This is a genomic window from Sphingobium sp. BHU LFT2, assembly GCF_018604485.1.
Lineage (GTDB): Bacteria > Pseudomonadota > Alphaproteobacteria > Sphingomonadales > Sphingomonadaceae > Sphingobium > Sphingobium yanoikuyae_A.
In genome coordinates, this window is sequence record NZ_JAFCGW010000003.1 from 18,781 (window position 1) to 33,071 (window position 14,291).

A 14,291-nucleotide genomic window follows, 5' to 3' on the forward strand; every position below is an offset into this window, starting at 1 on the left:
GGCTTTTATTTACCGGTAAACTGTTCCAATATGATCGGAAGATCAAGAGGCAGAATGAACGGTCTGTCGACTAATTACGAAGGAGAAGAGGATGGCGGGAAAAGCGTTGCGTCTGGGCATGGTCGGCGGTGGCGAAGGCGCCTTTATCGGGGCGATCCACCGCGCTGCCGCGGCACTGGATGGTGATTGGCGACTGGTGGCCGGCGCCTTCAGCGGCGACACGGATCGCAACCAGCGCTCGGGCGAGGCGCTGGGAATCGACCCGGCGCGCACCTATGATTCGCTCGACGCGCTGCTGGCGGGCGAACAGGCGCTGCCGGCGGACGAGCGGATCGACGCCCTGTCGATCGTGACGCCCAATCATCTCCATGCGCCGATGGCGATCGCCGCGCTGGACGCGGGTTTTCATGTCTTCTGCGAAAAGCCGATGGCGCTCGATCTGGCCGAGGCGCGCCAGATCGCCGCCGCCGCCGAACGCTCCGGCCGGCATTTCGGCCTCGCCTTCACCTATAGCGGCTATCCGCTGGTGGAAGAGGCGCGGGCGCGTGTCGCGCGCGGTGACTTCGGCAGGATCAGGCTGGTGCAGGTCGAATATTCGCAAGGCTGGCTCAGCCAGGCGATCGACCGCGACGGCAACAAGCAGGCCGAATGGCGCACCGATCCGGCGCGTGCGGGCCTGGGCGGCTGTCTGGGTGACATCGGCACCCATGCCTTTCACCTGGCCGAACATGTGTCGGGCCTGCGCGTCAGTGAAATCTGCGCCGATCTCAGCATCCATGTCGAGGGGCGCCGGCTCGACGACGACGTCAATGTGCTGCTGCGCCTCGACAATGGCGCGCGCGGCATCCTCAAGGCAACTCAAGTTGCGGCCGGCGACGAAAATGGCCTGAAGCTGCGCATCCATGGCGAACATGGCGGGCTGGAATGGGCGCAGATGGAGCCCAATACGCTGACGCTGCGCTGGCTGGATCGGCCGGCCGAAGTGCTGCGCGCGGCAGGCCCCGGCCTGCTGCCCTCGACCCTGCCGCTGCTGCGCACGCCCAGCGGCCATCCCGAAGGCTATATCGAGGCGTTCGCCAATCTCTATCGCGCCTTCGCCACGCGGATCCGGGGCGGCGAAGCCTGGTTCCCGTCGGTCAGCGACGGCCTGCAAACCATGGGCTTCGTCGAAACCGTCATCGCCAATGCGGCGGGCGATGAAAAATGGACCATGCTGCCCGGCGCATGACATGAAAGGGGAAGCGCGACATGATCGCCGCGCTTCCCCTCGCCCTCAGTGCGCCGCGCCCTTCTTGGGCAGCAGCGGATTGATCGTCTGGATGCTGCCGTCGGCATTGTAGCGCAGTTCCGTCACCTTGACGTTGCGCAGACGGGTCTGCCCCGACAACTGGCTGTCGGCGTAGAAGAGCCAGGACTTGCCGCCCCATTCGACGATCGAATGATGGGTGGTCCAGCCTTCGACCGGCTCCAGGATGCGGCCCTTGTAGGTGAAGGGGCCATAAGGGGAATCGCCCACGGCATAGACCAGATAATGGGTGTCGCCGGTCGAATAGCTGAAATAATATTTGCCATCATGCTTGTGCATCCATGACGCCTCGAAGAAGCGGCGATCATGGTCGCCGCCCAGCAGCGGCTTGCCCTTGTCGTCCAGGATCTGGATCTCGCGCGGGGTCTCGGCAAATTCCAGCATGTCGCCGTTCAGCCTGGCGACGCGCGGCGCGATCGCCGGCTTGTCATCCTGCTTCAGGTCGGTCTTCGACCCGTCCGGATCATATTTTCCGCCGATATTGCGCTGCAACTGGCCGCCCCAGATGCCGCCGAAATAGATATAGCTCTGCCCGTCGGCGTCGGTGAAGACGGCCGGATCGATCGAATAGCTGCCCTTGATCGGCTGTGGCTGCGCCTTGAACGGCCCCATCGGATCCTTCGAGGTCGCCACACCGATGCGGAAGGCGCCTTCCTTGTCCTTGGCCGGGAAGTAGAGATAATAGGTGCCATTCTTGTAGGCCGCGTCAGGCGCCCACATCTGCTTGTCGGCCCAGGGCACATCCTTCACGTCCAGCGCCACCGGCCCGACCGTCACCGGCCCGCCGATCTTGTCCATCGACAGGACATGATAGTCGCGCATCTCGAAATGGCTGCCCAGATCATCCTCGGGCGTCGGCCCGTCAATGTCATGGCTGGGATAGACATAGACCTTGCCGTTCCACACATGGGCGGACGGATCGGCGGTGTAGATGTCGCTGACCAGCGGTTGGGACAGATATTCGGACGCATCGCGCTTGCCGCTCGCGGCATTGTCGGCCGGCTGCCCGGCCTTCTGGTCGGCCTTCTGTTCCGGCGCCTGCTGGCAGGCGGCGAGCGCCAGTCCCAGGGCCAGCGGCCATGCGTATAGGCACATTCCGCGCTTGATCGTCATATCATCCTCTCCTTGCGATTTGCGCAATTGATAGCGTTATCATAAATCGCGTGCAACGCTCGATTGGCGCCGCCCTTTCAGCGGTTGAGGCGCTGCATCACCATCGCCCGCAGGCGTCGTGCCTCCAGCGGCGTCAGCGGCGCCAACGGTCCCTGGGCGTGATCGGGCAGATGGTCGCGCGCATCCTGCGCCGGTCCGAACAGATAATGGTCGAACAGCGCGCGCCAGGCCATGCGCTCGAGCTCCGGCCGCTCGCGGATGCTGAGCAGCCCGTGCAGCAGCGTCGCCATCGGCGTGTCGATGAAGTCGGGGACGGCGTCCCACCAATAGTTCATCATGATGTTGAAGCCGTCGCGCGCTTCGACCTGATGCCACCACAGCGCCGGGTAGAAGAGCGCGTCGCCCGGCTCCAGTTCGGCCACCTCGCCGGCCGCCAATGCCTGCGCAAAGCGCGGATAACGGGCCAGGTCGGGCGCGGCCGGATCGACCATGCTGACCACCTGGCCGCCGGGCGTCGGCGACAGCGGACCGGGATAGAGATTGCCGACCTGGTCGGGCGGAAACAGGGTGAAGCGGCGCCGCCCGACCAGGCAACAGGCCAGGTTGTGCGAGCTGTCATAATGGGTCGCGGCGACCGTGCGGTTGCCGATCCACAGGCTGACGGTCGGCACCGCCGCACCGAACAGGCCGGGCAGGTCATGGTCGGTGCGTAGGCCGGGGAAATAGCGGTCGACATCGGTCGATCCGATGTAGATGGCCGGCCCCTCGCCACTGGCATCCGCCCGGATCCTATCGAGATAATCGGGCAGCGGCGCCTGTCCGCGATCGAAATTGAAGCCGGTCAGTTCATCATTGTAGAAGAAGCGGCCCCCGGCCTCCTGCGCCCCGACATAGCCGGTGACCGGCGCGCCGCCATAATTGGCGAGCAGTCGGTCCATCGCCGCCTGCGCCGATCGCCGCCCGGCAGCGACCAGCGGCCAGCCATCGACCAGTCCGACGATCACGACCGGCCTCTGCGCCGCCATCAGATCGTCGAGCCAGCCAGGCGTCAGGTCGCTGGCGGCAATCCGCCGGGTCTGGCGCAGCGTCACGCCGCCTGCCGCGTCCGCTTGCGCACGATCAGATCCTCGATATTGGCGAGCGAGGAGCGGATCGCATAGGCCAGTTGCAACAGGCCCGCCTGATGCAGCGCCTGCAGCGTCGGACCATCCAGCGCCTCCAGCCGATCGGCATCGATGGTGAAGCGACCGGCAATGTCATAGCGCTGCGCGTCGTCGATCGCGATGTCCAGCGCGATCGGCGCCAGCAGCCCGGCCTGTTCGAACGCGGCGAACATCGGCGCGCTCAGGCCATGGCCTTCGTGAATGGTGCGCAGCGCATCGGCGACATGATCCAGATAGGGCGCATTGCCGCCATGGGGCAGGAACAGCGCTTCGCCCGCCGCGCCGACGCGCGGATCGTCGAGGTCGACATGGATCACCGGATGGTCTTCGCCGTCGCGCTGCTGCATGCCGATCAGGAAAGGGCCGCGCCGATGGACGGCGGGCACATAGCGTGCGGTCCAGCCCCCGGCGTCGAGAAACAGATTTTCGTCGCGATCGAACCCCAGCAGCGCCGTGAGCTGCCAGGCGCCCTGGCCATCGCGCTGGATCAGGATCGGATATTCCCGCTGGATCGCGTCGATCTCGGTCGGGAAGATCAGGGTCTGGTTGACGGCATCGCCGAAGGCAGCGCCATTGCCCGGTGCGACCCGAAGCGCGGCATGGGTGATGGGATCGAGTATCATCGTGCTGGTCATGGAATATCCGGCGTGCCGCATGAACGGGCGGCCATAGTAGGGCGTCGGCGGCGCAGGAAAAGCCCTTTGCGTAGCCCGCCCCGATGCTGTCCGCCCGACGCAATTATGAAAGTCGGGGCCGCCCGGCAGGACGGCCCCGGCTCACCCCCTTAGAAGCGGAAGCGACCACCCAGCAGGAAGCGGCGATCCAGTTCCTGCGCATACCACAGGTTGCTCTTGTCGCGGCCATAGGTGCGGATGTCGCTCTCGGTCAGGTTGATCGCCTCGAACGAGACGGCAAACTGTTCCGACACATCCCAGCTGATGTTGAGATCGAGCTGGCCGAACGGGCGCACGAACACCGGGTTGCGATCGCCGCCGCCACGGTTGGCCGACTGCAGGAACTTGTCGCGCCAATTATAGGCGAGACGCGCCGACAGGCCGTTCTTGTCATAGATCAGCGTGGCGTTGGCGGTATCCGACAGGCCGACCAGCGCGAACTGGTCCTCGCTCGGATCGGCGCCGACATCGATGCCCACGTCACCCCGGACCAGCGTATAGGCCGCCGACACACCGAAACCGGTATTGCCGAAGAAATGCTGGGCGGCGAGTTCGAAGCCCCAGATCTTGCCCTGCCGATTGTTGATCGGCTGCGTGACCTCGAAATCGTAGAGCGGGTCATTGGCGTCGGCGACCAAATCCACTCGGCGCAAGACCTGATCTGCAAAATCCTGGTCCAGCGCACCATTGACGACATTCGCCTGGAACTGTTGCGACGCCGCCTGGATATTGCCGCCGGCCTCCTGCAACAATGCCGTCATGGTGAACAGATTGACGTCGGTCGGATCGTAGCGAAGCCGCTGCAACTCCGCCAAGGCGGTGCCGGAACGCGATCCCGCCGCACCCGAACTGACGTCGCGCAGCCCGAACAGGTTGCGGGTCGTCTGACCGGTGCCGACGAAATTCTGCACCCGCTTTTCGAACACGCCCGCCGAGATGTAGCTCGACGGCTTGTAATACCATTCGAACGACAGATCGAGATTGTCGGAAATCAGCGGCGCCAGACGGGCGTTGCCAGTCGACCCACTGGCGACGCCGCCGAGCGCGATCGGACGCGGCGGCGTGCCGACCGACGTGGCGACGAACAGATTGCCATAATCGGGCCGGGCGATGGTCTTGCTGAACGAGAAGCGACCGATGAAATTCTTCGCCAGCTCGATCTGGAAATCCATCGCGGGCAGGAAATTGTTGTAGTTGCCGCTGTCGGAGATGGGCTCCACCTGGTCAGAGACGGACACGACGAAGTCATTGTCTGCCGTCCAGGTGATACCGTTGGGTATGGCGATCAGCGACGTCGACTTGACCTTCGTGCGCTCATAGCGAGCCCCCACAACCAGTGTAGCGTTGCGGCCGGCCAGTTCGCCCTTCCAGGTCAACTGGCCATAAGCAGACCAGATGTCTTCTTTGACGCGATTATCTTCCCGGTTGGTGATGCCCACCGCGTTCCCGCGCGCCGCATAGTAGGGCGACAGCGCATTATACAGATCGACAGCATTGCCTTGGAACGCGACCAGTGTCGCCCCCTGCCCCTTGGCATCGAAATTGTCGAATTTGCAAACGAGACAATAGGTCTGCAGGACGCCGGGCGCCTGGCTTTCAATGTCGCCGACATTACCGATGCCCCAGTCACCCAGAGTCTGCTGCGTCTGGGTGCGGGCCTGTCGCATCTTGGACGTGCGATAATTGCCGCCGACGTCGAACCGGCTGCCCAGATCATCCAGTTCCCAGCCGAGATCGGCCCGGATTTCGTTGAGCCGCTGGCGTTGTGAAGAAGAGACCGTGCGCCCCATCTGCGATCCGAGGTCGCCAAGATCGAGTAGGCCGTTCCCATTGGGGCCACGGCCCGGCACCGCATCATTGATGACAATCGACTGGACGGGAATGACACCGCTGAAATCAGCAGACTGCGACGCAACGACAGGTGCACCCAGGCCGACCAGCGTCGAACTGACGCCATTGGGATTGTTCGGCGAGCTTTGCGCCAGGCCGGTATGGCCGTCGATCGACAGGGTGACGCGGTCGTTGATTTCCCACTTCGCGTTCAGGCCATAATCCTGGAGCCGATTGCGTACCCCGCGATATGCCTGTTCGAAGGCCGCGTCCTTAACGCCCGCAATATTTTCCTGCAGAAATGTGGTGGTTGCAATGACGGGATTGCCGTCGAACTCCACCTGCGCGAACGGGCGGTTGAACCAGTTGCCCTGGCTCGCACGTTGTTCGCTCTGCTTATTCTGCGCAAACAAGGCATCGGCGGTGAAAGTCAGCGTCTCGGTCGGGCGGAATTGCACGACCGCCGATCCGTTGATGCGCTCGCGCGAACCCTGCGAATAAAAATAGCTGCTGTCATTGGGCACCGACACCAGGGTGTTGGGGTCGGTCGGCGCGTTCTTGATCTGGGTATTGGCGTTAACGAAGCCGTTGGCCGGATCGGCAAACTGGCTGTAGCGGCGGATGTTCCAGCCATTGACCGTCGCGCCGCGGCTCGAGAAATTACGCTTCTGGTAGCTGCCGAAGATCGACACGCCGAACACTTCATTCTCATCGCGCCAGCTTAGCAGGCCCGATGCTTCGGGCGTAATCTTGGCCGGGTCGCTCAGGCTCTTTTCGACGCTGGTGTCATAGAGCGCCTTGACGCCGATCGTGCCGCTGAAGCCCGCCTCGCGCGCGTCGAGCGGTTTGCGGGTGATGACGTTGATCGACGCGCCGATGCCGCCCGACGGGATCGCGGCGCGACCGGTCTTGTAGACTTCCAGCGTGCTGACGCCTTCCGATGCCAGATTGCCGAAGTCGAAGGAGCGGCTGGTGCCCGAAGAATAATCGGCATTGGAGTCGCCGCCGACGGTGGTGACATTGGCCGACGGCAGCGCGCGCCCGTTCAGCGTCACCAGGTTGAAGCCGCCGCCAAAGCCGCGGACCGTGACCTGCGACCCTTCGCCATTGACGCGGTCGATCGACACGCCGGTGATACGCTGCAGCGATTCCGCCAGATTGGTGTCGGGGAATTTGCCAATATCTTCGGCCGAAATGGCATCGACCACACCGCTGGAATTGCGCTTGATGTCGATCGCGCGATCAAGGCTGGCGCGCACGCCGGTGACGATGATGTCGGCTTCGGCATTCTGGACGGCGGCGTCCTGCGCCTGCGCTATCACTGGTGTAACGCTATACGTTAGCGCTATCAGAGACGCGCAACGCATGAATCTGGAATATGGTAAACCCATTTCAGAATCCTCCCTTTTTTAACAGCTCGCCCACATCGAGCCTTATTGGACGTTCATGCTAGCCTAATGGCCAGCGTTGTCAATTATGATGCTGTGATCGGTTAAAGTCTCTAAGGGTTTGATTTACAGATTTATATTTGACTGAAAATAATGGTTTTTTATGTTTTATTGTGCATTGCAAAAAATATTCTACCGATGCGCATTTTTGACTAGACCAATTCTGCGGGACAATAGCGGCGCAGGAATTCGCGATGGCTGGGCATCTCCGCCACGACCCCGGCAATGTCCTTGCGCATCCGCGCCAGCTCTTCGCGCAACTGCGGTTCGGGCATCATCGCCGCGACATGATGATAGCCGCGCGGATGCATGCCCTGCCCCAGCAGCACCGACGACCAGCTGTCGACGCGGAACAGCTCATGCCCCAATTGATAGGCGCGGCCATTTTCCTGCCACAGCGCCAGCCTTTCCTTCAGGCTGTCGGGTATCTCCATCGTCCGGCAATGATCCCAGAAGGGGGAATCGTCACGCTGGGTCACATGATAGTGAAGGATGATGAAGTCGCGGATATTCTCGAATTCCAGCCGTGACTTGCGGTTGAAATGGTCGAGCAGCGCGTCGTCGAACCCGTGGAAGGGGAAATCCTCGATCAATCGCGTCACCGCCGCCATCATCAGGTGGATGCTGGTCGATTCGAGCGGCTCGATGAAGCCGCCGGCCAGTCCCAGGCCAACGCAGTTCTTGTGCCAGGCCCTGGTCCGGGTGCCGGTCTTGAACCGCACCAGCCACGGGTCGACGATCGGTTCCCCCTCAATCTCCGCCAGCAGCCGGGCATGCGCCTCGTCGTCGGACATGAAATCGCTGGCAAAGACGAAGCCGTTGCCGTCGCGATGCTGCAGCGGGATGCGCCAGCGCCAGCCCGCCTCATGCGCGATCGCCGAAGTATAGGGCTGGCCCGGACCGTCGGAGGTGGACTGGACCGCGACCGCGCGGTCGGTGCGGATCCACTGGCCCCAATCCTCGAAGCCGACACCCAGCGCCTCGCCCAGCAACAGCGATCGAAAGCCGGTGCAGTCGATGAACAGGTCACCCTCGATCCGCGTGCCCGATTCCAGCACCAATGCCGCGATATGACCGCTCTCGGGCGCGAGTTCGACATTGCGGATCTTGCCTTCGACCCGCTTCACCCCCGCCGGCTCGGCCAGGCTGCGCAGGAAGCGGGCATAGCGTGCGGCGTCGATATGATAGGCATAGCTGGGCGCGACCGAGCTGCTGAGCGACATGCGATTGGCCTCGCCCGCCGCCCATTCCAGGCAATATTCGCCCAGCTCACCGCCAAAACCCTGCGCTCTGGCATGCAGCCAGAAATGGTGGAAATCGGCCATCCAGCTCCATTGCAGCCCGATCGTGCCAAACGGGTGGATATAGCGGTCGCCGACCTGCCCCCAATTTTTGAACTCGATCCCCAGCTTCACCGTCGCCTGCGCCTCGGCCATGAAGCGGTCTTCGCGAATCTTCATCAGTTGGTGGAAGCCGCGGAAGGTCGGCACGGTGGATTCGCCTACGCCGATCGTGCCGATCGCGTCGGATTCGACGAGCGTGATGTCGATCAGCGGCCCCAGATGGCGGACCAGCGCGGTCGCCGTCACCCAGCCGGCCGTGCCGCCGCCGGCGACGACAACCCGCTTCACCACCCGGTCGGACGTCGGAAAATCTGCATGCATGTCGGTCATTCCAGCGGAAGGGGAAACAGGATGGGGCGTCGCATCGGTCAAGCAGCACCGGGCGTGGCGACGGCGCGCGCGGTGGGGTCATCGTCCGGCCCGTCGGCAATCGGGCCGCCCAGCCCCTTCCGGCGCGCCAGCCGGTCGATCGCGGGAACCGTCATCATCGTCGTCACGATCGTCATCAACGCCAGCATCGCGAACAGTTCCGGCCCGATGATGCCGCGCTGCAGGCCGATATTGATGACCAGCAATTCCATCAGTCCGCGCGCATTCATCAGTGCGCCGACGGCGAGCGCGGTGACATTGTCCTGCCCGGTCAGCCGCGCCGCCGCCCAGCAGGCGCCCCCCTTGGCCAGGATCGATGCCGCCAGGATCGCCAGCGCAACCAGCGCCAGCGACAGGCTGCTGACCATCGTCACCTGCGTATTGAGGCCGGAGACGGTGAAGAAGATCGGCACGAGCAGGCCGATGGTCGTCGGCTCCAGCCTGCGGGCCAGCCCCTGCGACAGGATGCCGCGCGGCATCGCCACCCCCAGCAGGAAGCCGCCGAACACCGCATGAAGCCCGGCCATGTCCATCGCCCAGGCGCACCCGCCGAACAGCAGCAGCACGACCAGCAGCATGGCCGGCGTAACCCGTCCTTCCCGCTCTGCCCAGCGAGCGAGCGGCGCCAGCAGCCGGCTGCCCAGGAACAGCATGACAATCGCGAACAGCCCGCCGCCGCCCAGCGCCCGGACCGCGATCATCCCGTCCGCGCCGATGCAGGCGAGCAGGATCGCCAGAATCGACCAGGCGATCGCATCGTCGATCGCCCCGGCCGACAGCGCCAGCGCGGCGAGCGGCGTGCCGCCCAGCCCCCGTTCGCGGATGATCCGCGCCAGCACGGGAAAGGCGGTGATGGAAATGGCGACGCCGATGAACAGGGTCGCCTCGAACGGCGTGACCGTCGGCCCGAACAGCCCCATGGCCGACAGCCAGGGCGTCAGCGCCACCGCGCCCAGGAAGGGCACGATGATGCCGCACAGCGAAACCGCAACGGCGCTGCCCGCCTGAAGATGGAAATGCGCGCGGCGAAAGCCGAGGCCGACCAGGAACATGTAGAGGCCGATGCCGGCCTGCGCGACGAAATGCAGCAGCGGCCGGGTCTCGATCGGGAAGAGCAGCGCCTGGGCCTGCGGCGCCAGCCAGCCAAGCAGCGAGGGACCAAGCAGGATGCCCGCGATCATGTCGCCGATCACCCGTGGCTGGCGCAGGAACCGGCCGACCAACCAGCCGGACAGGCGACAGGCGCCAAGAATGACGACCATCTGCACCGCCAACGCCGCGCCGACATGGACCAGATCCATGCACCCCTCCTTGCCCCTGTCCGGTGCATGGGAATCCCCGTTCCCCGCATCCGACGCGCCGGACAATGGCAGGATGGCGCGGGGGGACAAGTGTTTTTCGCACCCCGCCGCAAAAAATGGGAGCGCTACCCCCGATCGCGCCGGATCGCGGCCAGATCATCGGGCCGGTTGATATTGGGCAGGACCAGCCCCGGCAGCGTCACGGTGCGCGCACCAATCCGCGCCAGCCAGCCGCGGATCGATCGGTTATTGTCCTCCGCCAGATGCGCGTCCAGTTCGGGCGCCAGCGCGGCCGGCCACCAGCCGAGCAGCTGCTGCCCGTCGAGGATCGCCGCCCGCTCGCCGATCAGCAACGCGGGCAGGTCGGCCGGATAGAAGGGCATGTCGCAGCCGCTGGTCAGCACGCCGTCAAAGCCGTGGGCCTGGGCATGATGCAGCGCGGCGTTGAGGCCGCCCAGCGGCCCCATGTCCGGCCCCGGCCGGTCGGGCAGGCTGAGATAGGCTTCCTCGGTCCGGCCACAGATCGCGATCGCGGCGACATGGGGAGAGAGCGCGTCGATCGCATGGTCGATCAGCCGCCGCCCGTCGAGCAGCGCCGCCGCCTTGTCGCTGCCGAAGCGGGTCGCGCGTCCACCCGCCATTATCGCCCCCAACAGCCTGGCCATGCCCGCCCCTCCTGCCGATCCGGTCCATCCGCTTTGACATTGGCAGGGCACAGGGGCAAGGGTTCGGGCCGATGGCAGGCGCGCCCCGCGCGCCGCCCCTTCCCGGCGAGACCCCGATGCATCTGCATGATTTCGATATCGACCTGTTCCTGCGCGACTATTGGCAACAAAAGCCGCTGCTGATCCGCAATCCCTGGGCGCAATGGAGCAACCCGCTGGCGCCCGAGGAACTGGCGGGCCTGGCCTGCGAGGAGGGCGTCGAGTCGCGGCTGGTGGTGCAGGCGGACGGCGACTGGAAAATGGAACAGGGGCCGCTGGCGGAGGATCGCTTCGCCGCGCTCGGCGCCAGCCCCTGGACCCTGCTGGTGCAGGCGGTCGATCATCAGGTGCCCGATGTCGCGGCGCTGATCGCCCCGTTCCGCTTCATCCCGGACTGGCGGATCGACGATGTCATGGTCAGCTATGCCAGCGACGGCGGCGGCGTCGGCCCGCATTTCGATCAATATGACGTCTTCCTGATCCAGGGCGCGGGCCGCCGCCGCTGGCGCATCGGCCAGATGTGCGACGATAGCAGCCCGCTGCGCCCCCATGCCGACCTGCGCCTGCTGGCCGAATTCGACGCGACCGACGAATGGGTGCTGGAACCCGGCGACATCCTCTATGTCCCGCCCGGCATCGCCCATGATGGCGTCGCGGTGGGCGCCGACTGCATGACCTATTCGGTCGGCTTCCGCGCGCCGGCGCGCAGCGAACTGATCGAGGGCTGGACCGATCGCCTGCTCGAAGGGCTGGGGGAGGATGACCGCTATGCCGACCCCGCTTTGGCGCGCCAGGCCAATCCCGGCGAGATCGCCCCGGCCGCATTGGCCCGGTTGCAGGCGATGGTGCTGGAGCAATTGGGCGATCCCGCCGGCTTTGCCCGCTGGTTCGGCGAATATAGCAGCACCCGCAAATATCCCGAGATTGACTGGGCACCCGAGGAAGCGATCGACCCGGCATCCATGCAGGCGCTGGTGGCGGAAGGCGCACCCCTGCGCCGCAATCCGGCCAGCCGCTTCGCCTTCGTCCGGGCGGAAAACGCCATCATGCTGTTCGTCGATGGCGCGTCGCATGACTGCACCGGCGCCAGCGCGGCGCTGGCGCAGCAATTGTGCGCGGATGACGCGCTGGAGCTTGATCCGGCGCTGGCGGGCGATGATGCCGCGATCGCGCTGCTGGTGCTGCTCCACAATCAGGGCAGCATCGCGTTTGAGGATATGGGCGAGGACGATGAGGAGGACGACGCATGGGACGACTGATCCTCCTCAACAAGCCCTATGGCGTGCTGTGCCAGTTCAGCGACGAGCGCACCGGCCCGCCGCGCCCGACCCTGGCCGACTATGTCGACCAGCCCGGTGTCTATCCCGCCGGTCGGCTCGACCTCGACAGCGAAGGGCTGCTGCTGCTGACCGATGATGGCCGGCTGCAGGCGCGCATCGCCGACCCGCGCTTCAAGATGCCCAAAACTTATCTGGTCCAGGTAGAGGGCGACCCCGACGATGCGCCGCTGGCGGCGCTGCGGCGCGGCGTGCAACTGAAGGACGGCATGACCCTGCCGGCGGAGGTCGAGCGGATCGACGATCCCGCGCTGTGGCCGCGCGACCCGCCGGTGCGCTTCCGCAAGAGCGTGCCCGATTGCTGGCTGCGCCTCACCATCCGCGAAGGGCGCAATCGGCAGGTCCGCCGCATGACCGCGGCGGTCGGCCTGCCGACCCTGCGCCTGGTCCGCTGGCGCATCGGCGACTGGACGATCGACGACATCGCGCCGGGCACCTGGCGGGAAGCGCCGGCGATCCTGCGCCAGGGCCGATAGAAGACGCCTCTCCCGAAGTTCACAGTGTAAACGGGCTTTCGGGGCCTTTTGCGCCGGTTTTGCCTCTGCGACGCGCCGGTCGCGCATCCATGACGCGTCACCTCCAACAGGGGGCGGGTCCGCGCACCGCGCCCGGATCGCCCCCCCCGCGTGCCGCCGAAGCGACACCCACGCACCGGTTGCGCGCCGGGCAAGCGCCGGATGGAGAAGACGGGGTGACGAAGGAACGCGCTGTCGCATCGCCAAGGGTAGAGCAGAGCCAGGGTGAATAGGAAAGCGGTGGGCGATGACGGCCGCGCGCGCGATCGGATCGCGTCCGGCGCAACATTGCTGGGGATGAGCGGAAGCGACTATCTCCCGTCATTGATGGCTGACGACCCAATACTGCCCTCTCCCTCGCCGTCATCCCGGACTTGATCCGGAATCCATTCAGCAAGCCCTATCTGGCGCAGTGCAGAATGGATCCTGACTGTCGTCAGGATGACGCCTGTGGGATTGGCAGGCTTCGAGAAGAAGCGGCTGTTCCCTACTCCCCTCCCTTCCAGGGAGGGGCCGGGGGTGGGTGCGCCGCGCAGCGGCGGTCTACGATCGATAGGGCAGAAGCTCGCTACGCTCGCAACCCACCCCAACCCCTCCCTGGAAGGGAGGGGCTATGCCTTGTTCCCACCCTTCACCCCTCCCGTTCGCGCGCCTTGACCTTGCGGACCTCGGCCAGTTGGCCCATCAGGATCGTCAGCGCGTCGCGTTCCGCCTGTGGCAGATCCCTGGTCTCGAAATGGCGGATCAGCACTTCCAGCGCATCGCCGATCCGGCCGATCTGCCGGCCATAGCTGCCGACCTCGTTCAGCACCGTGCGCTCTATGTCGGGCCGTGCCGTCTGACCGAGCGCGATATTGATGAGGCCGACCTGACCACCGCTCTGCGTCCAGGTCAAGGGATTGATCGCCTGCCACAGTCGTTCGGGGGCCAAAGCCATGCTGAAGGGGGCTGCGCTGAAGGGTTCCATGCCGTGCTCCTTGTCGGGGAAGGATGACGGAGGCGAAGCCTGCCATGCCCGCCGCATCGGGGCAAGATGCTGTCCTACAGCAGCCCGCTTTGCTATTCTTGCCACCCGGTTCCCGACTTTTCGATAGGATCGGCGGGGCGCAAGAAAATGTCAGAATGTGCGGGAAATGTGCGAAGTTAAGCGGATGATCTCCAACAAGGGACGCTTTTGCGTGGTCGGCC

Annotated in this window: 11 protein-coding genes; 3 read left to right on the forward strand and 8 right to left on the reverse strand. The window is 65.0% G+C overall.

Translation table 11 applies throughout. The features are described from left to right. Positions 1 to 91: 91 nt before the first annotated feature. Entirely contained in the window at positions 92 to 1,228 is a 1,137-nt protein-coding gene (locus JQK15_RS07435) for a Gfo/Idh/MocA family protein (protein ID WP_214864594.1), read from the forward strand. Between the two features lie 45 nt (positions 1,229 to 1,273). Here JQK15_RS07435 and JQK15_RS07440 read toward each other — a convergent pair whose 3' ends face one another. The 7 genes from JQK15_RS07440 to mobA all read right to left on the reverse strand — a co-directional run bounded on the left by JQK15_RS07440 (position 1,274) and on the right by mobA (position 11,212). Further along, positions 1,274 to 2,419, reverse strand: coding sequence for a glycoside hydrolase family 43 protein (locus JQK15_RS07440; RefSeq protein WP_214864596.1), 1,146 nt, complete (start codon positions 2,417 to 2,419; stop codon positions 1,274 to 1,276). Positions 2,420 to 2,496: 77 nt separating this feature from the next. After that, positions 2,497 to 3,510, reverse strand: coding sequence for a cupin-like domain-containing protein (locus JQK15_RS07445; RefSeq protein ID WP_214864598.1), 1,014 nt, complete (start codon positions 3,508 to 3,510; stop codon positions 2,497 to 2,499). After that, positions 3,507 to 4,217 carry a SapC family protein gene (locus tag JQK15_RS07450; RefSeq protein ID WP_214864600.1) on the reverse strand — a complete coding sequence of 237 codons (711 nt, stop codon included), beginning with the start codon at positions 4,215 to 4,217 and terminating at the stop codon, positions 3,507 to 3,509. Before JQK15_RS07450 ends, JQK15_RS07445 begins: the two co-directional genes overlap by 4 nt. Positions 4,218 to 4,366: 149 nt before the next feature. Further along, complete coding sequence (locus JQK15_RS07455) at positions 4,367 to 7,408, reverse strand: TonB-dependent receptor (RefSeq protein ID WP_353047189.1); 3,042 nt, start codon at positions 7,406 to 7,408, stop codon at positions 4,367 to 4,369. A 278-nt stretch (positions 7,409 to 7,686) separates the two neighbouring features. Continuing rightward, a complete protein-coding gene (locus JQK15_RS07460; protein ID WP_214864602.1) occupies positions 7,687 to 9,198 on the reverse strand; it encodes a tryptophan halogenase family protein in 1,512 nt (503 codons plus the stop codon). Positions 9,199 to 9,245: 47 nt separating this feature from the next. Continuing rightward, a complete protein-coding gene (locus JQK15_RS07465) occupies positions 9,246 to 10,547 on the reverse strand; it encodes a cation:proton antiporter (RefSeq protein ID WP_214864604.1) in 1,302 nt (433 codons plus the stop codon). Between the two features lie 125 nt (positions 10,548 to 10,672). After that, the gene (mobA, locus tag JQK15_RS07470) at positions 10,673 to 11,212 is read right to left on the reverse strand and encodes a molybdenum cofactor guanylyltransferase (protein ID WP_125985501.1); all 540 of its coding nucleotides are present in this window, start codon (positions 11,210 to 11,212) and stop codon (positions 10,673 to 10,675) included. Between the two features lie 71 nt (positions 11,213 to 11,283). On the opposite strand from mobA, the gene JQK15_RS07475 reads away from it, so the two are divergent. Next, positions 11,284 to 12,510, forward strand: coding sequence for a cupin domain-containing protein (locus tag JQK15_RS07475; RefSeq protein WP_214864606.1), 1,227 nt, complete (start codon positions 11,284 to 11,286; stop codon positions 12,508 to 12,510). Continuing rightward, positions 12,498 to 13,064 carry a pseudouridine synthase gene (locus JQK15_RS07480; RefSeq protein WP_010336407.1) on the forward strand — a complete coding sequence of 189 codons (567 nt, stop codon included), beginning with the start codon at positions 12,498 to 12,500 and terminating at the stop codon, positions 13,062 to 13,064. Before JQK15_RS07475 ends, JQK15_RS07480 begins: the two co-directional genes overlap by 13 nt. Before the next feature lie 670 nt (positions 13,065 to 13,734). Here JQK15_RS07480 and JQK15_RS07485 read toward each other — a convergent pair. Beyond that, a complete protein-coding gene (locus JQK15_RS07485; RefSeq protein WP_004209508.1) occupies positions 13,735 to 14,070 on the reverse strand; it encodes a hypothetical protein in 336 nt (111 codons plus the stop codon). Between the last annotated feature and the right edge of the window lie 221 nt (positions 14,071 to 14,291).